Origin of the sequence: Providencia sp. PROV032, from assembly GCF_028484875.1 — a bacterium.
GTDB lineage: Bacteria > Pseudomonadota > Gammaproteobacteria > Enterobacterales > Enterobacteriaceae > Providencia > Providencia rettgeri_E.
In genome coordinates, this window is record NZ_JAMPSX010000013.1 from 1 (window position 1) to 21224 (window position 21224).

Annotated in this window: 14 protein-coding genes; 4 read left to right on the top strand and 10 right to left on the bottom strand. The window is 40.1% G+C overall.

Annotated features, from left to right (window positions below; genetic code table 11):
• Positions 1–158 precede the first annotated feature (158 nt).
• A complete protein-coding gene (lysC, locus tag PSF42_RS10680) occupies positions 159–1535 on the top strand; it encodes a lysine-sensitive aspartokinase 3 (RefSeq protein ID WP_125894935.1) in 1377 nt (458 codons plus the stop codon).
• A gap of 61 nt (positions 1536–1596) precedes the next feature.
• On the opposite strand, the gene PSF42_RS10685 is transcribed toward lysC, so the two are convergent.
• From PSF42_RS10685 to metH, 3 genes are all read right to left on the bottom strand, one after another.
• Positions 1597–3072 carry an SEL1-like repeat protein gene (locus PSF42_RS10685; RefSeq protein WP_272680001.1) on the bottom strand — a complete coding sequence of 492 codons (1476 nt, stop codon included), beginning with the start codon at positions 3070–3072 and terminating at the stop codon, positions 1597–1599.
• A gap of 162 nt (positions 3073–3234) precedes the next feature.
• Positions 3235–3825, bottom strand: coding sequence for a hypothetical protein (locus tag PSF42_RS10690; protein ID WP_185746961.1), 591 nt, complete (start codon positions 3823–3825; stop codon positions 3235–3237).
• A gap of 69 nt (positions 3826–3894) precedes the next feature.
• Positions 3895–7578 carry a methionine synthase gene (metH, locus tag PSF42_RS10695; protein ID WP_272680002.1) on the bottom strand — a complete coding sequence of 1228 codons (3684 nt, stop codon included), beginning with the start codon at positions 7576–7578 and terminating at the stop codon, positions 3895–3897.
• Positions 7579–7781: 203 nt separating this feature from the next.
• Between metH and iclR the strand changes: the two genes are divergently transcribed.
• Positions 7782–8612: a glyoxylate bypass operon transcriptional repressor IclR gene (iclR, locus tag PSF42_RS10700; protein WP_036958355.1), complete on the top strand. Its 831-nt coding sequence runs from the start codon at positions 7782–7784 to the stop codon at positions 8610–8612.
• Between the two features lie 68 nt (positions 8613–8680).
• Here the strand turns inward: iclR and PSF42_RS10705 are convergent, their stop codons facing one another.
• The 3 genes from PSF42_RS10705 to PSF42_RS10715 form a co-directional block, all read right to left on the bottom strand.
• Positions 8681–9568, bottom strand: a complete 888-nt coding sequence (locus tag PSF42_RS10705; RefSeq protein ID WP_125894929.1) for an N-acetylmuramoyl-L-alanine amidase — start codon at positions 9566–9568, stop codon at positions 8681–8683.
• Between the two features lie 529 nt (positions 9569–10097).
• Entirely contained in the window at positions 10098–10355 is a 258-nt protein-coding gene (locus PSF42_RS10710; protein WP_248467483.1) for a helix-turn-helix domain-containing protein, read from the bottom strand.
• A 399-nt stretch (positions 10356–10754) separates the two neighbouring features.
• A complete protein-coding gene (locus tag PSF42_RS10715) occupies positions 10755–11546 on the bottom strand; it encodes an N-acetylmuramoyl-L-alanine amidase-like domain-containing protein (RefSeq protein ID WP_272680003.1) in 792 nt (263 codons plus the stop codon).
• 318 nt (positions 11547–11864) lie between these two features.
• Between PSF42_RS10715 and edd the strand changes: the two genes are divergently transcribed.
• Positions 11865–13709, top strand: a complete 1845-nt coding sequence (gene edd, locus PSF42_RS10720; protein ID WP_442959225.1) for a phosphogluconate dehydratase — start codon at positions 11865–11867, stop codon at positions 13707–13709.
• Positions 13710–13736: 27 nt separating this feature from the next.
• Positions 13737–14378 carry a bifunctional 4-hydroxy-2-oxoglutarate aldolase/2-dehydro-3-deoxy-phosphogluconate aldolase gene (locus PSF42_RS10725; protein WP_272680004.1) on the top strand — a complete coding sequence of 214 codons (642 nt, stop codon included), beginning with the start codon at positions 13737–13739 and terminating at the stop codon, positions 14376–14378.
• A 66-nt stretch (positions 14379–14444) separates the two neighbouring features.
• On the opposite strand, the gene aceK is transcribed toward PSF42_RS10725, so the two are convergent.
• The 4 genes from aceK to metA all read right to left on the bottom strand — a co-directional run bounded on the left by aceK (position 14445) and on the right by metA (position 20562).
• Positions 14445–16178, bottom strand: coding sequence for a bifunctional isocitrate dehydrogenase kinase/phosphatase (aceK, locus tag PSF42_RS10730; protein ID WP_213914514.1), 1734 nt, complete (start codon positions 16176–16178; stop codon positions 14445–14447).
• Between the two features lie 127 nt (positions 16179–16305).
• Positions 16306–17613: an isocitrate lyase gene (gene aceA / locus PSF42_RS10735; RefSeq protein ID WP_272680005.1), complete on the bottom strand. Its 1308-nt coding sequence runs from the start codon at positions 17611–17613 to the stop codon at positions 16306–16308.
• A 55-nt stretch (positions 17614–17668) separates the two neighbouring features.
• Positions 17669–19267: a malate synthase A gene (gene aceB, locus PSF42_RS10740; protein WP_272680006.1), complete on the bottom strand. Its 1599-nt coding sequence runs from the start codon at positions 19265–19267 to the stop codon at positions 17669–17671.
• 365 nt (positions 19268–19632) lie between these two features.
• A complete protein-coding gene (metA, locus tag PSF42_RS10745) occupies positions 19633–20562 on the bottom strand; it encodes a homoserine O-acetyltransferase MetA (protein ID WP_125894990.1) in 930 nt (309 codons plus the stop codon).
• Between the last annotated feature and the right edge of the window lie 662 nt (positions 20563–21224).

The following is a 21224-nucleotide window of genomic DNA, read 5'->3' on the forward strand; positions in this document are numbered from 1 at the left end:
CAGCTTGAAGTATGACGAGTATGGCGGGTATATTGAGAAAACCGATAATAAATACCCCATCATTAGAATTACTGATTTCCTTCGATTCTTGATTGACGCAATCCTATTTACCCGATAAATCTATATAAAGATAAGGTTTAACCACAGGGATTGACACCATGAATATCACAGCATCTTCAGCAGACAACCACCAGTATGTTATCGCCAAATTTGGCGGCACCAGCGTCGCTAACTTTGACGCGATGAACAACAGCGCCAATATTGTACTTTCCAACCCAAATGTACGCGTTGTGGTACTTTCAGCTTCTGCTGGCATTACCAATTTATTAATCGAGCTGGCCGAAGGCTGCGATGCAGATAAACGCAATGAACTGCTGAAAAAAGTGAAGGATATTCAATACGCAATTATTGATAACCTACAAACTGCTGATGTTATTCGTGAAGAAATCAATCGCTTACTCGATAATATTGCACATTTAGCTGATTCGGCAGCTTTAGCTACCTCTGATGCATTAACAGATGAAATGGTGAGCCATGGCGAATTAATGTCAACCTTACTATTTGTTGAAGTACTGCGCCAACGCAACGCGAACTCCCAATGGTTCGATGTACGCAAAGTAATGAGAACCAATGACAGTTTTGGCCGTGCTGAACCTGACGTTGCTCAGCTACAAGCCTTGTCAGAACAGCAACTTATGCCACGCCTCGCGGAGTCCGTGGTGATCACTCAAGGATTTATTGGCCGTGATGAAAAAGGGCGTACAACAACGCTTGGTCGTGGTGGAAGTGACTACACCGCGGCGCTATTAGCCGAGGTACTTAATTTATCACGTGTCGATATTTGGACTGATGTTCCCGGAATTTACACCACTGACCCTCGCGTTGTACCGAGTGCTCAGCGAATTGATGAAATTGCCTTCGATGAAGCGGCTGAAATGGCAACTTTTGGTGCAAAAATTTTGCATCCAGCAACATTACTTCCTGCTGTACGCGCAGGGATCCCTGTTTTTGTTGGTTCAAGTAAAGCCCCTGAAGCTGGCGGCACCATTGTGTGTGATAAAACCACAAATCCACCGCAATTTAGGGCATTAGCACTGCGCCGCAAACAAACGCTACTCACCTTGCATAGCCTAAAAATGCTGCACGCGCGCGGTTTCTTAGCAGAAATTTTCACCATTTTACTGCGCCACAATATTTCAGTGGATTTAATTACGACTTCAGAGGTCAGTGTCGCCCTAACCTTAGACACAACGGGTTCAACGGGAACTAACGGCAGTTTACTCACCAATGCGCTAATGACCGAGCTATCCGCATTATGTCGTGTTGAAGTGGAAGAAGATTTAGCGCTCGTCGCAATCATAGGTAATGAACTGTCGCAAGTGAATGGTCTCGGAAGACAAATTTTTGGCGCACTTGAGTCATTCAATATTCGCATGATCAGCTATGGCGCAAGTAGCCACAATATTTGTTTATTAGTACCTGGAAATGATGCTGAAGAGATCGTTCGTACCTTGCACAGTAACTTATTCGAATAGTGTGGAAACTTGATCAAAATACCAGAAGGCGATCATTTCGATCGCCTTCTATATTATACAACTAATCCTCTCTAGCATTTTTGCTGGGTTGCGCAACACTACCAGTGTATTGCAACATTTTTCCCGTCACGCCTTTATTCTGTTTTAAAAGCGCCAAATTTCCTTTTGCCGTTTCATTACCGAGTTCTACCGCTCGTTCAAACCACATTATCGAGCGGAAAATATTTTTTTCACCGCCCTCGCCTCGTGCATACATCACCGCAAGGTTATTTTGAGCATCGCTATTCTTTTTAAATGCCGCTTTTTCCAGTAATTGCCGTGCTGTGTGTGTGTCCTTCGCCACACCCGTTCCTGTTAAATAAAAGATAGCTAACTGGTTTTGCGCTTCGATGTTATTTTCTTGAGCAATCAGCAACCAACTCAAAATGTCATTCACATCAACATTTTTCAGCTCACCAGACACATACAGTTCCGCCAACTTAATTTGAGCCGCTTTACTATCACTGTTGGCAAGTGATACATACCACTCAATAGCCTTTTCTGGGTCTTTTTTAACGCCACCCAACCCTTTTTCATAGAATTCAGCCACTTTCATTCCTGCATCTTGGGATTTATTTTGTGCAGCACGTTCATACCAGATAAAGGCTTCAGCAAGGTCTTTACCAACGCCATTGCCTTGTTCATAAGCTTTCGCAATAGCCAATTGAGCCGCAATATTGTTCTGTTGCGCCGCGCGTTTATACCAGTACATCGCCTGGTAGCTATTCTTTTCTATTGCGCTATGACCCTCTTGATAAAAATCCCCCATATTCAGTTGCGCTGTTGCAGAGCCCATATTGGCGGCTTGACGATATAAATAAATCGCCATTTCGGCGTCCGGCTCTACACCCTCACCATTTTCATACATCACCGCTAAGTTATTCACTGCGGCGGCAATATTATTGCCCGCACTTCTTTCATACCATTCACGCGCCTTTTGGTAGTCAATACCACCACCTAGCCCATCATGATAAAATAGCCCCATGGCAAACTGTGCGTTAGCGTGTTCTTGCTCTGCGGCTTCTGCATACCATGCTTTTGCTTGTTTTAAATTTTGCTCAACCCCAATACCATGTTCATATAAGTAACCCATCGCATATTGGCAATAAGCATCGCCTTTTTCGGCACCTCGGCGATACCATTTTTCCGCTTGTTGGTATTTTTCCTGGTTTTGCAGCAACATTCCTAAATAATAGTCCCCATCCGTATTATCTCGGTCAGCCACCTTTTTAAACCAGCGATAAGCCTCTTTCTCATTGACGGCTAAAAACTCAGTCCCATCCATATAAGCAAGCCCAACATCTACCATCGCCTCTTCATCACCAGCATGCGCTCGCTTTAATTTGGCTTTGAATTCATCAGACATAGGCGTACTTTTAGACTGTGCCTGTAGTGTATCCGGTTTATTTTTCGTCGAAGGCGCTTCAATCGCATTGCCAGCTTGTGCAAGGGAAATAGCGCTAACATAGAGAACTAACAGAAAAGAACGTAATTTCATCACCATGACCTATTTATTGGCGTTATGTCATTAACATATCATTCCAATAAAAAATTCATAAGGGATATAGGCTGAAAAAATAGAATTACAACGGAATTATAAAAAACGGAGGAGACGCCAGCTTCTAACTGAAACTATAGTCTCCTTAATAAGCCACAGTACTTAATTAACGCGGTAGCCACCGTGTTTGCTGGCAAATAAATTAAATTTACCCCACTCAATTAGCAGGGCTTCCAATGTACGGTGGCTAATCTTACACAGTTCAGAGATCTGAGAAACGACAAAGTGGTTTTCGCTCACCAGCTCTGGTGAAAATACTTCGGCAATCCATTCACACTCTTTTGTAGTCACCAGCCAACCATCATTGGTCGAGAATTTATGCACGGGTACCATACCGTCTTTAGGGCTTTCTTGAGATAACAGCTTATTTTCATCGAATTGGGCTTGATGAAAAGCCGTAATCTCTTCCTCTGAAGGGACAGGTTCTACCGCTAAATTTTCTTCTAAAAACAGATAGATTTCTTCTGCTCTCGCAGGTGTTAGCTCACTTCTTAACCAAATCTGATTAAAACAGTGCTCACCCAATGAATCATCGGTATCAAGCTTGTCCATGATCTGTAACACACTCATCATGGCACTCACCGCATCCTCACTCATCATAAAAGTTTCAGGTGCCGCGCTGTTTTGGATCTGATAAGGAAAAACCGCCGAGCGTGGCAGCTCTTCTTCAATAATAAATTCATAGCTCATCATTGGACCCCTCTAATGTATTACCTATAAGATGGTGCCGGATACATGAAAAATCAATATATTGATTTGGTTTTAATCTTCAGGATCATAAGCTAAGTTTGGTGCTAGCCAACGCTCTAACTCTGTCACCGACATCCCTTTGCGTTTTGCATAATCCTCAATTTGGTCTTTTTGTAGCTGAGCTACCGCAAAATACTTACTTTCTGGATGACTAAAATACCAGCCAGATACTGAGGCACCCGGCCACATCGCATAAGAACTGGTGAGCTGCATACCAATTTTAGCTTCCACATCAAGTAACTGCCAAATTTTTGCCTTTTCTGTATGCTCAGGGCAAGCTGGGTACCCCGGTGCAGGACGGGTTCCTTGGTAATTTTCACGAATAAGTTCTTCATTACTCAAGTTTTCATCAGCTGCATAACCCCAATAACGCACACGAACTTGTTGGTGTAAATATTCAGCAAACGCTTCCGCTAGCCTATCCGCCAGCGCTTTCACCATGATTTTATTATAATCATCATGCTGTTGTTCATATGCATCAGCAAGCGCATCTTCTTCTAAGCCCCCAGTCACAGCGAAAGCACCAATATAGTCGGATTTACCGCTATCTTTTGGCGCAACAAAGTCTGATAGACAATAGTTTGGAAATTCCGTTTTTAAGGTTTGTTGGCGTAAATTCAGCCCCATCACTTGCACCTGATTTCGCGACTCATCGGTATAAATTTCCACATCATCCCCGACACGGTTCGCAGGAAACAGGCCAAAAATACCTTTTGGTGTTAATAAGCCGTCTTTGTCTAGCTTATCTAACATATTATTTGCATCTTTCAATAGTTTACGAGCTTCAGAACCCACCACTTCATCTTCTAAAATCCGTGGGTATTTCCCCGCTAGAGACCATGTCATAAAAAATGGCGTCCAGTCTATATAGCTTCTTAAGGTTGAAATAGGCGCTGTGACTTCTTGAATACCAAGGAATTTTGGTACCGGTGGTTGGTAACTTTGCCAATCAATCTTAACGGCATTCGCTCGCGCCACATCCAGTGACACAGGCGGTGTTTTTGGCCTTCTACGGCCATGTTGCTGACGAACAGTTTCATATTCACGGCGAGTACGCGCCACAAAATCTGCTTTTTGTGTTTCTGATAATAATGCAGCCACCACTCCCACGGTGCGTGAAGCATTTTGCACGTAAGTCGTTGGCCCACTATAGTTCTGCTCAATTTTTACAGCGGTATGTGCTTTTGATGTTGTTGCTCCACCTATCAATAATGGCAAGGTAAATCCTTGTCTTTCCATCTCTTTTGCCACATGCACCATTTCATCAAGCGATGGCGTGATCAACCCAGACAAACCAATGATATCAACGTTCTCTTCGCGTGCTGTTTTTAGAATAGTTTCACACGGAACCATTACACCTAAGTCAATGATTTCATAGTTATTACATTGCAATACAACCCCAACGATATTTTTACCAATATCATGAACATCGCCTTTTACAGTCGCGAGCAAAACTTTTCCTGCACTACTACCTGATTGCTTAAGCTCTTGAATATAAGGCTCTAAATAGGCAACTGCTTGTTTCATCACACGGGCAGATTTCACCACTTGAGGTAAGAACATTTTGCCCTCCCCAAATAGGTCACCAACCACATTCATACCGTTCATTAAAGGGCCTTCAATCACTTCAATTGGGCTCGAAGCACGCTGACGAGCTTCTTCTGTATCTTCAATGATAAATTCGGTAATCCCTTTCACTAATGCGTACTCAAGGCGCTTTTCTACTTCCCAACTACGCCATTCTGCTTGTTGAATTTCTTGCTCTCCGGCCCCTGCTCCACGGTATTTTTCCGCCAGCTCAAGCAAACGTTCTGTACTGTCATCACGGCGGTTTAAAATCACATCTTCAACAGCGTCTTTTAATTCCTCGGGTAAATCATCATAGATGGCAAGCTGCCCTGCATTAACGATCCCCATATCCATTCCATTACGAATGGCGTAATACAAGAAAACAGCATGAATTGCTTCACGGACAGGGTCATTCCCTCTAAATGAAAAGGAGACGTTGGAAACCCCACCAGAAATCATCGCATGCGGTAATTGAGCCTTGATATCCTTACAGACTTCAATAAAATCAACTGCATAATTATTATGTTCTTCGATTCCGGTAGCTACGGCAAAAATATTCGGGTCAAAAATAATATCTTCAGGTGGGAAGCCCACCTCTTCGGTAAGGATTTGATAAGCCCGGCGGCAAATTTCAATTTTCCGCTCACGTGTATCTGCTTGACCAACTTCGTCAAATGCCATGACGACCACGGCAGCACCATATTTACGCAATAATTTAGCGTGCTCAATAAATGCCTCAATCCCCTCTTTCATTGAGATTGAGTTAACTATCCCCTTACCTTGTATACACTTAAGCCCGGCCTCAATCACTTCCCATTTTGAGGAGTCAATCATGATAGGCACACGAGCAATATCTGGCTCACCAGCAATCAGATTCAAGAAACGTACCATCGCTGCGTGGGAGTCCAGCATCCCTTCATCCATATTGATGTCAATAATTTGCGCACCATTTTCTACTTGCTGACGCGCCACATCTAAGGCTTCTTGGTAATTTTCTTCTTTAATCAATCGTTTGAATTTTGCCGAACCAGTCACGTTGGTTCTTTCCCCAACGTTCACAAACAATGATTTTTCGCCAATATTTAGCGGTTCTAAACCAGATAAACGACATTCAACAGGGAGTGACGGTAATTGACGTGGTTCGATGCCTTTTACTGCTTCTGCCATTTTTTTGATATGTAATGGCGTCGTTCCACAGCATCCACCAACAATATTCAAAAACCCTGCAGTGGCCCACTCATGAATTTGTTCAGCCATATTTTGTGCATCAAGGTCATACTCTCCGAACGCATTTGGTAGGCCTGCGTTGGGATGCGCACTGACATAACATTCAGCAATCCTTGATAATTCAGAAACATATTGACGAAGCTCATCAGGGCCTAGCGCACAGTTCAAGCCAAATGATATCGGCTGTGCATGGCGCAATGAGTTATAAAAAGCTTCCGTTGTTTGCCCTGATAATGTACGACCAGAAGCATCCGTGATCGTCCCCGAGATCATAATTGGCAAAGCAATGCCTAAAGCCTCCAGCTCGGTTTCAACTGCAAAGATCGCGGCTTTTGCATTTAATGTGTCAAAAATGGTTTCGATCATGATCAGATCCACACCGCCTTTCACTAAGGATCGTGTAGATTCGCGATAAGCTTCAACGAGCTGATCAAAAGTGATATTGCGATAAGCCGGATCATTTACATCAGGAGAAATAGACGCGGTACGGTTTGTCGGGCCTAATACGCCAGCGACATAGCGCGGTTGGTCAGGGGTTTTACGTGTCCACTCGTCAGCACATTCACGGGCAAGGCGCGCAGCAACTTCGTTAATTTCAGCGGAAAGGGATTCCATTTTATAATCAGCCATCGCAATGGATGTTGAGTTAAAAGTATTGGTTTCAACAATATCCGCCCCAGCTTCAAAATATTGAGAATGAATATCTCGAATGATATCTGGTTGAGTTAAGACTAATAGGTCGTTATTTCCCTTTAGATCACTCGGCCAATCCGCAAATCGTTCACCGCGAAACTGGGCTTCCGACAACTTATGTTGTTGGATCATTGTTCCCATTGCACCATCTAATACCAATATACGTTTTTTTAATTCTTGTTCTAATTGATTAACTTTTGCGGACACTGCACTGCCCTCCTAAAATGGAACACTGAGAAATAAGTCAAATTTTTACTTTTAACATCCTATCATAACTTCTCATGCGAAAATTCGCTGTTATGATGAGAGTTTTTCAAGGTTGCACAAGAGCACACTTTTCACTGATCCGATGAGTATTTTCAGGTGAAATAGTTCATAATAGAAGCTAAATGACAGTCAGGAGAGACTTAATGGCAACGGCACCAATTACTAAGAAACTTAAAAAAGCAAAAGGGCCGGCGAGTGGCGCAGCTGCAGCAGGACAAGTACAATCATTAAGTCGTGGCTTAACACTGTTGGAATATATTTCCGAATCAACAGGGGGGATCGCCCTCACAGACCTTGCGATGCAAGCTGGCTTACCAAACTCAACAACGCACCGCCTATTAATGACATTAGAACAACATGGTTTTGTTCGTCAAACGGGTGATTTAGGCCTATGGGTTATTGCTTCTCATGCTTTTATCATTGGTAGTAGCTTCTTAGAAAGTCGCAATTTATTAGCCCTTGTTCACCCGATACTGCGCCGCTTAATGGATGAATCAGGGGAAACCGTCAACTTAGCGATCCTAGACCATACCGAGTACGATGCCGTTATTGTTGACCAAGTACAATGTAATGCGCTAATGAGAATGTCAGCACCGATCGGTGGAAAACTGCCATTACACGCCTCGGGGGCAGGTAAAGCATTCATTGCTAACTTACCGGAAGATAAACTAGTTCCACTTTTAAGCCGTAAGGGTTTACATGCTTATACGCCTTATACATTAACTAACCCATCAGCCTTAAAAGAGAATTTACAACAGGCAAAAAAACAAGGTTTTTCTTATGATGACGAAGAGCATGCTTTAGGGTTACGTTGTATTGGGGCTTGTATTTATGATGAGCACAAAGAAGCGTTTGCAGCCATTTCTATTTCAGGCCCATTATCTCGTATCACGGATGATCGTATTACTGAGTTGGGTGCTATGGTTATTAAGGCGGCAAAAGAAATCAGTCATGAATATGGTGCAAACCGCTAGATAAACAGTGAAAGTGAAATACTAGCAGCCTGTATTTCACTTAACCTCACAAAGCTTTTTACTGCCCTCTAGTCACCTTGCTGATTTGTTGAAATAGTAGGTAACTTCTGGGCCTTTTCAAATAACTTAAATTTTTGCATATCACGGTACTTTTCAATGAGTGCCAACGCGATAGCCTCTGTTTCAGCATCCGCTTGTCCTTCAATATCTCGAGGCCGAAAATGCAATTGGAAAGCTCGCAATATTTTTTTCGTCTGTGGATCTAACTTACCTGATAACGGCATGGTTGAATAACCATAATAATTAAGCGCTTTTTGAACGCGTAACACATTAGCAGGTTCATTCACATTACGTCCCGCTAGAAATTTAGTCACTATTTTAGGGTCTGGCCAAGCGCCTATTCCATGTTGAGCAAGGCGTTGCCATGGAAATGCCTTACCTGGATCTTGCTTGCGCAGTGGAGCAATATCACTGTGACCAATAATATTCTCCGGGGGAATGTTATACCGCCGCATAATATCTTGGATGAGTGGGATCAAGGCAACAATTTGCGCTTCATTATAAGGGGCCCAATGCAGTTTTCCTTTTACATCCTTTTGCAATCCTGCATTGACGATTTCAATTCCAATAGAAGTATCATTCAGACCATTATGCTGTCGCCAATAACTTTCTCCTGCATGCCATGATTTTAACGATTCAGGAACAAGTTGTAATACAACAGGCTGGCCATTTTTAGTTTCAGGTACACTTGGAATAAGATAGTGAGAGCTCACTTTACCCTGTGTTAATGTAGCTATAGAACGCACATCATCAGAGACTGTGTAGTGAATAACGACATATTGAATACGTTGACTACTATTTTTTGATGGATAACGGTTATCAAGGTAGTAACCTTTATTCGAGGCCGAACAGCCTATTAGCAAAAAGGTAAATAATATCCCTATATACTTGAACATCGAGCCATAACCTTAATCTATTATTCATTAAGCTTTATTTAAGCATTGTGTCATCAGCAATACTATCAATTTTCATGCATCGACAACGCTGCAATGCCTTTTATTCAGAAGAATACAGATACAAGATAATGAAATAAACTTTTAAATACATTGAGTTAAAACCTTTTAGTTCAAATAACAAACAAAAGGCTTTAATATTTACTAGAACGATCTCTTTATCTAAAATGACAAGAAACATTGGAAGAAACAGAGATAAACTCCAGAGAACTTATCATGATGAGCACGAATAAGTTCCGCCTTAAAAATAAAGGACATTGAATTGATTATTTTTATTTCTAGAATTTAGTTTCAAATTATTTTCAATTTTAAGTATTTACTATAAAATTTATTTTTCGACCGTTCTAACAATTTAATCGCCTAGTTCCCTATATGTATAAGTCACAACCCATTCTTACACTGAATATTTAAAAAATAAATTAGTTAGAATAATTTCATAAAGGTACAATAAAAAAACTTATTTTGGTTACTTCTAACTCATTTTTTCATACTCAACCTGCTTAACAATAATTTTAGTAATTTCATTAATATCGATATCTAAAAAAATCACGATTTCAATCAGTTTATCTAAACTCAACTTATTAATACCTAACTCATATCGTGATACTTGCTGTTGACTCAAATGAATAATTGAGCCTAGCTCATTTCCTGATAACCCTTTACTCACTCTAGCTTTCCGTAAATGATTACCTAATAATGCATAAACATTTTTATTTTTAGCGATATGCATAACCATCTCCTAAATTTAAATAAGAAAAATAATTTAGCTAGTATTACTCATTATAAAATTAATTATCACCATTTAAAATAGTTATGAACAATCAAAGGTGGCAAGATTAATAGGCAAGCATCATTTTTATATACAAAAAAAAGAGACTCCAGTCGTATTTATAAAGCAATCTATTGCTTTATAAAAGTTTTTCCATTCTTAGTATAAAATAATATTTATATATTTTTTTTTGATCAAATCGATAATTTAATATATTTTTACATTTTAAATGTTACTAGCAATAATTGGTAACCAATAAAAATACTTGTATGATTTTCATTATTAAACTATTTTCTATGTATTGATTTTATACATACATAAACTTTGAATTTACTTATTTCTTTATATCAAAAAAATAGGTTAATAATCTGATCTGGGTCTAAAAACAACAATCCCAGACTTTCCTTTTAAATAATCACTCAATTCAATATCAATAACCTGAAGATTTCCACGGTGTGAAGAAGCATTTCTAAATATCGTCTTATTCCCCCTACGTATTACAACCCCCACATGGCTGACATCTAATCCATTACCCCTTGAGTAAATCCCAATGTAATCACCTGTTTTTAACTTCATCAGCAAATCATCATCGACATATTTTACTGGAATGTAGCTTATTAATCTATTTTTGATGGGCAATCCAGATATATATCTCTCATTGTGATTTTTTAAATTAAGTCGTTTATTTACCTTAACTGCCTGTAAACTTATTTCATTGGTAATATCGACCGCAATCGCTTCAGGCCCTTGCACCCAATCAGAAAAAAAATGCCGACGATATTTAAATGCAATATTTTGGTTGACATAACGAATATTGATTAAGTTCAAAACGAACTGGTCATAGCTTTTAGAACGCTTAAAAGCTTCGGTGTACTCTATAAATGTCATACAGTCCATTTCTTTCAAATTAATGACTAATTTTTCAGCTGATAGCGGACTCATATTCAATGTTTGATTATTATAAGGCGTCGTTAAAAAAAATTGAGTCAATGCATCAATTTTGTCTGCTTGTGATGCATTATGTGATTGCATCGCTGCTTGCCCATTAAAAACGCCAGCTAAAATTTTATATGACCCCGAAGTTAAAACTACTTCAGCTCTTACAAAACTGGCCAATAGCAATACAAATGCAGCTATAGCTAACCTTAACATTCCTGCGCTCTTTTCATTGATACAACCTAACTTTGTACAATTATCTAATTGAATTTGATGATAAAACCATCAAAAAAACCACTATAGCATGCTTGTTTGTCTATTTTCCACACTATCCATACCATAATATAAATTTGATTCAGATCACAGATAGCTTCGAATATTCATTTTCCATATTGCAACGCCTCCATTTTCATTGAACAATGTTACCGGTAACATTGATGCTATAGTACTCAAGCAAATAACGATAGACACGATCCAAATCGACTTGCAGTTTGATTCATCTTTTTACTGCGCTATGGAGCAATTATCATGAGCATGACCACCTCTAAAGTGACAAATCCCTCGGTGATCAATAAAGAACTTGATCGCATCACTCAACGTATCATTTCTCGTTCCGTGAAAACTCGAGCCGCTTATCTCAAGAAAATAGAGCAGGCTCGTAGTATGACTGTCCATCGAGCATCATTAGCTTGTGGTAACCTTGCCCATGGTTTTGCAGCCTGTCAAAGTGAAGAAAAACAAATTCTTAAAAGCATGACCCGCTCTGATATTGCTATCATCAATTCCTACAATGATATGCTTTCAGCGCACCGTCCATACGATAAGTATCCAGAACAACTCAAAAAAGCATTATTAGAAGCAGGTTCTATTGGCCAAGTCGCTGCGGGTGTTCCCGCAATGTGCGATGGTGTAACCCAAGGTCAAGATGGGATGGAGTTATCGATGTTAAGTCGAGATGTCATTGCCATGTCAACCGCTATTGGCCTATCCCACAATATGTTTGATGGCGCACTCTATTTAGGCATTTGCGACAAAATTGTTCCTGGTTTAATGCTTGGTGCGCTTTCATTCGGCCACCTTCCTGCAATATTTGTTCCTGCAGGCCCAATGGCTACGGGTTTACCAAATAAAGAAAAAGTGCGCATTCGGCAGCTGTATGCTGAAGGCAAGGTTGATAGACTCGCTTTATTAGAGGCTGAAGCAGCGTCTTACCATGGGATAGGCACCTGTACTTTCTATGGTACGGCTAACTCAAATCAAATGATGATGGAAGTGATGGGGTTGCATCTACCCGGTGCATCATTTGTATCCCCCGATTCACCACTACGAGATACATTAACAGAAGCCGCCGCACGACAAATTACACGTTTAACTGAGCAGTCAGGTCAGTATTTACCTATTGGTCAATTGGTTGACGAAAAAGTGATTGTTAACGGTATCGTCGCATTACTCGCGACGGGAGGCTCAACTAACTTAACCATGCATCTTGTGGCTATAGCAAGAGCCGCAGGGATCATTATCAATTGGGATGATTTTTCTGATATTTCTGCCATTGTTCCACTTATTTGCCGTATCTATCCTAATGGCCAAGCAGATATCAACCAATTCCAAGCTGCGGGTGGCGTAGCTTTGCTTATCCGCCAGCTATTACAAAAAGGTTTATTGCATAACGATGTCCATACTGTCGCAGGATTTGGACTAACAAATTACACCTTGGAACCTTGGTTAAACAATGGCCAACTTGCATGGCGAGAAGGACCAGAGTCCTCATTCAATCTGGATGTTATTGCTGATATAGACCGCCCTTTCTCTCCTCATGGAGGCACAAAATTACTGTCTGGTAATTTAGGTCGCGCTGTGATGAAAACATCAGCGGTTCCTGAAGAGAATCAGATTATCGAAGCGCCTGCGGTCGTATTTAACAATCAAAATGAGATTGCTACACACTTTGAAGCCGGTGAACTCAATAAAGATTGCATCATCGTTGTTCGCTTCCAAGGGCCATCCGCAAATGGCATGCCAGAACTGCATAAGTTAATGCCGCCACTAGGTGTTCTTATGGATAAAGGCTACAAAGTCGCGCTCGTTACTGATGGTCGGTTATCTGGAGCATCTGGCAAAGTGCCATCCGCAATTCATGTCACGCCTGAGGCTTACAATGGTGGACTGTTAGCAAAAGTAAAAAATGGCGATATTATTAGGGTAAATGCATTGACGGGAGAATTGCAATTACGGGTTGATGAAGAAGAACTCAATAAACGCCAACCCTTTGAGGCTGATTTAACCGCTGAGCGTAGTGGCTGTGGCAGAGAGCTTTTCGGGGCATTAAGAAGACACTTATCAGGTGCCGAAGAAGGCGCTTGTAGCATTGATTTTTAATCTATTTTCATTGAATAGGAATAGAAAATGAATAATTGGAAAATGACCGCTGAAAGCGTATTAAAACAAGGCCCTGTCGTCCCTGTTATTGTTATTAAAAAATTAGAACAAGCGGTTCCTCTTGCAAAGGCATTAATCAAAGGTGGTGTTAACGTTTTAGAAGTCACGTTACGCACTGAATGTGCTATTGATGCTATTCGTCTCATTGCAAAAGAAGTACCTGAAGCGATTATTGGCGCAGGCACTGTTATCAATGCAAAACAACTTACTGAAGTCACTGAAGCTGGAGCACAGTTTGCAATCAGCCCCGGCTTAACGGATGAGTTGCTCAATGCCGCCACTAAAGGGAATATTCCTTTAATTCCAGGTATTTCAACCGTTTCTGAACTTATGCTTGGTATGCAATATGGCTTAAAAGCGTTTAAATTTTTTCCAGCAGAAGCCAACGGTGGGGTTAAAGCGTTAAAAGCCATTGCCGGCCCTTTCTCACAAGTCAAATTTTGCCCAACGGGTGGAATATCGCTAGCTAATTACCTCAGTTATTTAGAATTAGATAGCGTTCTGTGCATTGGTGGTTCTTGGCTCGTTCCTGAAGATGCACTGAATTCAGGTAATTACGAAAAAATTACCCAACTTGCACAAGAAGCGGTACAAGGCGCAAAAAAATAGCGCCCAAAAAACGGCTCAGCCACTTACTGGGTCGTTTTTAACTCCCTTTAATTAATACTATTGTAATTATGCAACCTCATTGGGTTTCTGACAAAAACGTAATTCTTCACGGTAGGCATAAACATCTTCTACGTGCCCGGCTAAAATCCTATTTTGTAGTTTTTTCCAATAATCCGCTGCAAATAAATCTGCATGATCTTGCTGCAAATAATGACGAATTTTCTCATTTTGGCAAATAAAAGAAGCAAACTCTTCAGGAAAAACATCTTGTTCACCAATGCTATACCATGGCTCACTCGATAACTCTTGCTCAGGGTATAATGGCTCAGGAATTTTACGAAAATTCACCTCTGTCATATAACAGATTTCATCATAATCATAAAAAACAACACGGCCATGACGCGTTACGCCAAAATTTTTAAACAACATATCCCCGGGGAAAATATTTGCGGCCGCTAATTGCTTAATCGCCCAGCCATATTCATTTAATGCATTATGTAATTGTGCGTCAGTAGCATTATCCATATAGATATTCAATGGGATCATCTTTCTTTCCATGTACAGATGACGAATCAATATGTTATCACCTAGATCTTCAATTTGAGATGGAGCCTCTTTCAGTAACTCAGCCATCAATTCATCGCTGATAGAAGATTTGCTAATCACAAAATTTTCAAACTCTTGGGTATCAGCCATCCGGCCAACTCTATCGTGCTCTTTAACCAAACGATAGCATTCTAAAACCCGTTCTCGTGTTACCTGCTTTTGTGGTGCAAATTGGTCTTTAATAATTTTAAAAACACGGTCAAATGAAGGCGATGTAAAGACTAACATCACCATTCCTTTCACACCTGGAGCGACAGTAAATTGCTCTCGTGAAAAATTAATATAGGCGAGATACTCTCTGTAGTACTCTGTTTTTCCATGCTTTTGACAGCCAATTGCCATATATAATTCCGCAATTGACTTGCTCGGTAAAATCTCCCTCAACCAAAAAACCAGAGCTGCTGGAAAAGGGGCATACACCATAAAATAGGACCGAGCAAAACCAAACACAATACTGGCTTCATCAAACTCAGTTAAACAGGTATCGATATAAATGTACTGACCATCATCATGATGAATAGGGAGTAAGAATGGGTAAACCTCATCATTAATATAAATTTTACCAACTAACCAAGCTGCCTTATTACGATAAAATAGCTCATTTGCGATATGGAAGCTGACTTTTTGGTTTTCAATATCGGGAAATCTTGTTTTCAATACATTGATAATGCAATGAATATCGAAATCCAGATTCCGCCACTTTAGCCTGAGAGGTAATCCACTTAACATTGTAAACAATAATCCCTCTAAATTATTATTAACAACATATTCGCGAGATAACGGCCTAGGCGAAATAGAAAAGCGCCTCGCAGGCTGAGACGTAAAAATAAATAGGTTATCTTGTGTCAGCTCTCGATGCTGAAATAGCCGACAATAAACGGAATTAAAAAAGCTTTCTGCTATTTCAAACCTTGGGTAATCTGGTAGTAAAGTTTTATAAATATTTTTTATCTGTGCCAGTTTATCGGGTGTTAACGATTGTACTAACCCCATAAACTGTAGCTGAGCGACGACTAAGCCAACATGATGGTCATACAATTGAATTCGTCTTTTCATAGCATGCTGAATAGCATGCCAATCTGCCTGTTCAAACCTTTCTTGTGCACCTGAGGTTATTTCAAGGAAGCGACCATATTGCGCATCAAAACCCTGTAAAATGGTCTGCGCTATTATCTGTTCTGTCGTCAATATCATAACCACTCCTATAAGAATACAGACTCGCATTGAATAAAAAACAGGCACTAAACGTGCCTGAAAAATTAACAGATATAGCTAACCAATAAAGACACCAGAAACACCGATTGAAAGGAAAATAATCTAACTAGAATTGCTCTTCTTCAGTTGAGCCAGTTAAAGCCGTCACTGATGAAGCCCCTCCTTGAATAACGGTTGTCACTTTATCAAAATAGCCTGTTCCTACCTCTTGCTGATGTGAAGAGAAGGTATAGCCTTTATTCATTGCTGCAAACTCACACTCTTGAACTTTTTCAACATAATGTTTCATGCCCTCACCTTGTGCGTAGGAATGAGCCAAATCAAACATGTTGAACCACATGCTGTGAATACCGGCTAACGTAATGAATTGGAAACGATAACCCATCGCTGAAAGTTCGTCTTGGAAGCGGGCGATTGTGCTGTCATCTAAATTCTTTTTCCAATTGAATGATGGAGAACAGTTATAAGCCAATAACTTACCTGGATATTTAGCATGAATAGCCTCAGCGAACTGTCTTGCTGCCTCAAGGTCAGGCTTCGACGTTTCACACCAAACTAGGTCTGCATAAGGTGCATAAGCTAGCCCGCGGCTAATCGCTTGCTCAATTCCTGCTTTGGTACGGAAAAAGCCTTCAGAGGTGCGTTCTCCTGTAACAAATTCTGCATCATAAACATCGCAGTCAGATGTGAGAAGATCCGCAGCATCCGCATCCGTTCTAGCAACCAAGATAGTTGGTACACCTGAAACATCCGCAGCTAAACGAGCTGCAACCAGTTTTTGAATTGCTTCCTGGGTAGGCACAAGAACTTTCCCCCCCATATGGCCACATTTTTTAACTGCGGCTAATTGGTCTTCAAAATGGACGGCTGCTGCCCCCGCTTCTATCATATTTTTCATGAGTTCGAAGGCATTTAATACGCCACCAAAGCCCGCTTCCGCATCCGCGATAATCGGTAAAAAATAATCAATATACTCTTTGTTGTCAGGGCCAATACCATTCGCCCACTGAATTTGGTCTGCACGACGAAATGTATTATTAATTTTCTTAACTACTGATGGCACTGAATCAACAGGGTAAAGTGATTGGTCTGGATACATACTCGATGACGTATTTGCATCCGCAGCAACCTGCCAACCTGATAAATAAATAGCTTCAATACCTGCTTTCGCTTGCTGTAGCGCTTGCCCACCCGTTAAAGCGCCCAGTGCATTTACATAACCTTTCTTTGAACCACCATGTAATTGATCCCAAAAACGCTCTGCACCTTTGCGTGCTAAAGAGTGTTCAATATTCACAGAACCACGTAATTTCACCACTTCTTCGGCTGTATATGGGCGAGTAATACCTTTCCAACGTGGTTTTTTCCATTCATTTTCTAATTGGGCAATTTGTTCTAAGCGCGATGTTGTCATGATCCACTTCCTTTATAAGAATATGTAGGGTTATCGAATTTTTTCTTTGCTATAGCTAGTCTAATAATTGGTATCCGGGGATAGTTAAGAACTCAATAAGTTCATCCTGTGTTGTAATCCGCCTCATCAGTTCCGCAGCTTCACGAAAACGACCACTTTGAAAACGCTGGTCACCAAGTTCTTTTTGAATAACTTGTAATTCCTCATCCAGCATTTCTTCAAATAAGGTCTTAGTCACTTTCTCACCGGTGGACAGTGTTTTACCGTGACGGATCCACTGCCAAATTGAAGTCCGTGAAATTTCTGCTGTCGCAGCATCTTCCATCAAACCATAGATGGGTACACAACCATTCCCTGAGATCCATGCTTCGATATATTGAACCGCGACACGAATGTTAGCTCGCATGCCTGCTTCTGTTCGCTCACCGGCACAAGGCTCTAATAGCTGGCCAGCCGTGATTTCTTCGTCAAAATCACGGGATACATGTAGCTGGTTTTGCTGATCACCAAGAGCTTGATTAAACACGCTCATAACAGTATCCGCTAAGCCCGGATGTGCAATCCAAGAGCCATCGTGCCCATTTTTGGCTTCTAACTCTTTGTCTGCTTTTACTTTCGCTAAAATAATTTCATTTTCTTGAGGATCTTTACTGGGTATAAAAGCAGACATTCCCCCCATCGCAAATGCACCACGACGATGACAGGTTTTAATTAATAAGCGCGAATAAGCACTTAAAAATGATTGTGTCATTGTGACAACTTGGCGGTCTGGCAAAACACGATCTGCGTGCTCTTTCAGCGTTTTGATATAACTAAATATGTAGTCCCAACGTCCACAATTCAGCCCCACGATGTGGTGGCGCATGTGGTATAAGATTTCATCCATTTGAAATACTGCGGGTAATGTTTCAATTAGTACGGTTGCTTTAATCGTACCCCGAGGTATCCCCACCAAATCTTCAGCCATACTAAAGACATCGCTCCACCATTTTGCTTCCTCCCAAGATTCAAGTTTTGGGATGTAAAAATAAGGGCCACTTCCTTTTTTTAATAACGCTTCATAGTTATTAAAGAAGTAAATAGCGAAATCAAATAGGCCACCAGGGATCGGCTTCTCTCCTGATAAAACGTGTTTTTCATCTAAATGAAGGCCACGAACACGAGCAATCAAAACAGCAGGATTAGATTTTAATTGGTAGACCTTTCCACTTTCATTGGTATAAGAAATATCACCACGAATCGCATCCCTTAAGTTGACTTGACCATCGATCAATCTTTCCCATGAAGGAGACAGAGAATCCTCAAAATCCGCCATAAATACTTTTACGTTAGCATTTAAAGCATTAATAACCATTTTACGTTCGACCGGCCCAGTAATTTCGACACGGCGATCTTGCAAATCTGCTGGGATACCTTGAACCTTCCAATTTGATTTTTTTATGGAATCAAATTCCGAAATAAAATCAGGCAAAGAGCCAGCATCGATCTTTTGCTGCCTGAGCACCCTATCTTTTAATAATTTCTCTCTACGAGGAAGAAACTCTTCAACTAATTTAGAAAGAAACACAATAGAATCAATAGATAAAACTTGATTTTCTAGCTGTTCAATATTCTTTGTGAATGTTAATTCCGATATAGGTAGTTGCTGCTCCATCGACCAAACCCTCATTCATCGTTGACTATGAATTAAGCATAAGATCAAAACAAAAATAAATCAAAAACGATTTCCATTTTATTTTAATAAACAAATAAGCCATTGATAATAATGTAATTTTGAATAATAAATAAATTGACTACCCATTCCTCTGCTTTAAATAAAATGTTAAATAGCCGTTAAATCAACTAATTATAGGAAGCTGTACTTTTGAAATTCTTCGTTGGAAATAAAAAAAGCAGCTAATAAATAGCTGCTTTCAGACTAGCTTTGACACCTGTTTTTACGATATAAGCCTAATTTAAACTGGTACAACCAGCAAAAACACTTATTTTATTGTCATTACTAAATTTATATTTCTTTTTTTAATCTAGTGTTGGTTCCATATTAGTAAGATCAAAAGGTGTGATCTGATACACATAATAATTCAACCAATTTGAAAACAATAAATGCCCATGGCTACGCCAATTCACCATTGGAGGGTTATTGGGATCATCATTTTTGAAATAATTGCATGGGATCTGAGGCGAAATTCCAGCATCTATATCACGCCAATATTCTTGTGCTAGCGTATCTCCATCATATTCGGGATGACCTGTCACAAATGCTAACCGTTTGTCTTTTGACCCAAACAAATAAGCACCTGCCTCCTGTGAGCTTGCTAAAATCTCCAGATCAGTATGCTGACGAATAAGATCTTCAGGAAAATCGGCATAACGAGAGTGAGGCGCATAAAATGACCCATCAAACCCTCTTGTCAGTAAAGCATATGGCTCTAACGTATCATGTTGGTATATACCTGATAGTTTTTCTTCTCTGGTCCATTTAGGTAAGTCATACAACACCTTTAAAGCCGCTTGCACAGCCCAACAAACAAAAAGGGTTGATGTGACATGTTCCTTCGCCCAAGCTATTACCTTTTCTATTTGCTGCCAGTATAGCACGTCATTAAACTCTACCAGTCCTAGCGGAGCACCCGTTACAATTAAGCCATCAAAATTCTGATCCTGTATGTCTTCAAAATCACAATAAAAGGTATTTAAGTGCTCTGTTGGAGTATTTTTTGACTCTCGTTGATCAATTCGTAATAGTTGAATATCAACCTGTAATGGTGTGTTTGACAGTAAACGAAGAAACTGATTTTCAGTTTCTATCTTTTTCGGCATCAAATTGAGTATCAATACTTTCAAGGGCCGGATCTCTTGATGACTAGCTCTTGTTGTTGTCATAACAAAAACATTTTCTTCTCTCAAGAAATTAACTGCCGGTAGTTCATCTGGTAAACGAATAGGCATCATTCATCTCCCTCTTCCGTTTATACGTTTAGACTTCTAGAATGCTAAATAATCTAACCAATGTTTTTCATCTTGTCGAGTGTTTCAAGGTTAAATGAAATAATTTCAAGCACTAGAACTTATTACTCATTCTCAACCAGTATATCCGACAATCAACTTATTGATTTCCCATATTTTATATTGAGAGTGACTCATTTTTATTATCTACAAATAATAAGAAGGCTTTTACATAATTTATACTCAATAATTAGCTTTAAAATCCACAATCTCCACTATCTCAATTAGTTAACTCATTCTGTAATACCAGTAAGTTATTACTCACTACTTTGATACAAACCCTTATATCGGCTTCAATAATAGGTAATCACCAGCTAATTACATCCAGTTAATTTTACTGGAATTAACTACGAATAAATCAATAATACGTGAGCTGTTACTCACTACTTTGGTTCCAGAGCTTCCATTCACAGCAGTAATAGATAACCACCACCACACCATATCCAGTTAATTTTACTGGAATTAACTACGATTAAATCAATAATACGTGAGCTGTTACTCACTACTTTAATTTCAGAGCTTCCATTCACAGCAGTAATAGATAACCACCACCACACCATATCCCGTTAATTTTATTGCAATTACGCACACTAACTAAGGAACAT

Bases quoted from the DNA above. Each gene is read 5' to 3' on its own strand.
- PSF42_RS10715 (WP_272680003.1), bottom strand. From the start codon at position 11,546: ATGTTAAGGTTAGCTATAGCTGCATTTGTATTGCTATTGGCCAGTTTT.
- aceK (WP_213914514.1), bottom strand. From the start codon at position 16,178: ATGATATTGACGACAGAACAGATAATAGCGCAGACCATTTTACAGGGT.
- PSF42_RS10685 (WP_272680001.1), bottom strand. From the start codon at position 3,072: ATGAAATTACGTTCTTTTCTGTTAGTTCTCTATGTTAGCGCTATTTCC.
- edd (WP_442959225.1), top strand. From the start codon at position 11,865: ATGACCACCTCTAAAGTGACAAATCCCTCGGTGATCAATAAAGAACTT.
- aceB (WP_272680006.1), bottom strand. From the start codon at position 19,267: ATGGAGCAGCAACTACCTATATCGGAATTAACATTCACAAAGAATATT.
- iclR (WP_036958355.1), top strand. From the start codon at position 7,782: ATGGCAACGGCACCAATTACTAAGAAACTTAAAAAAGCAAAAGGGCCG.
- metA (WP_125894990.1), bottom strand. From the start codon at position 20,562: ATGCCTATTCGTTTACCAGATGAACTACCGGCAGTTAATTTCTTGAGA.
- PSF42_RS10725 (WP_272680004.1), top strand. From the start codon at position 13,737: ATGAATAATTGGAAAATGACCGCTGAAAGCGTATTAAAACAAGGCCCT.
- PSF42_RS10705 (WP_125894929.1), bottom strand. From the start codon at position 9,568: ATGTTCAAGTATATAGGGATATTATTTACCTTTTTGCTAATAGGCTGT.
- lysC (WP_125894935.1), top strand. From the start codon at position 159: ATGAATATCACAGCATCTTCAGCAGACAACCACCAGTATGTTATCGCC.
- aceA (WP_272680005.1), bottom strand. From the start codon at position 17,613: ATGACAACATCGCGCTTAGAACAAATTGCCCAATTAGAAAATGAATGG.
- PSF42_RS10690 (WP_185746961.1), bottom strand. From the start codon at position 3,825: ATGATGAGCTATGAATTTATTATTGAAGAAGAGCTGCCACGCTCGGCG.
- PSF42_RS10710 (WP_248467483.1), bottom strand. From the start codon at position 10,355: ATGCATATCGCTAAAAATAAAAATGTTTATGCATTATTAGGTAATCAT.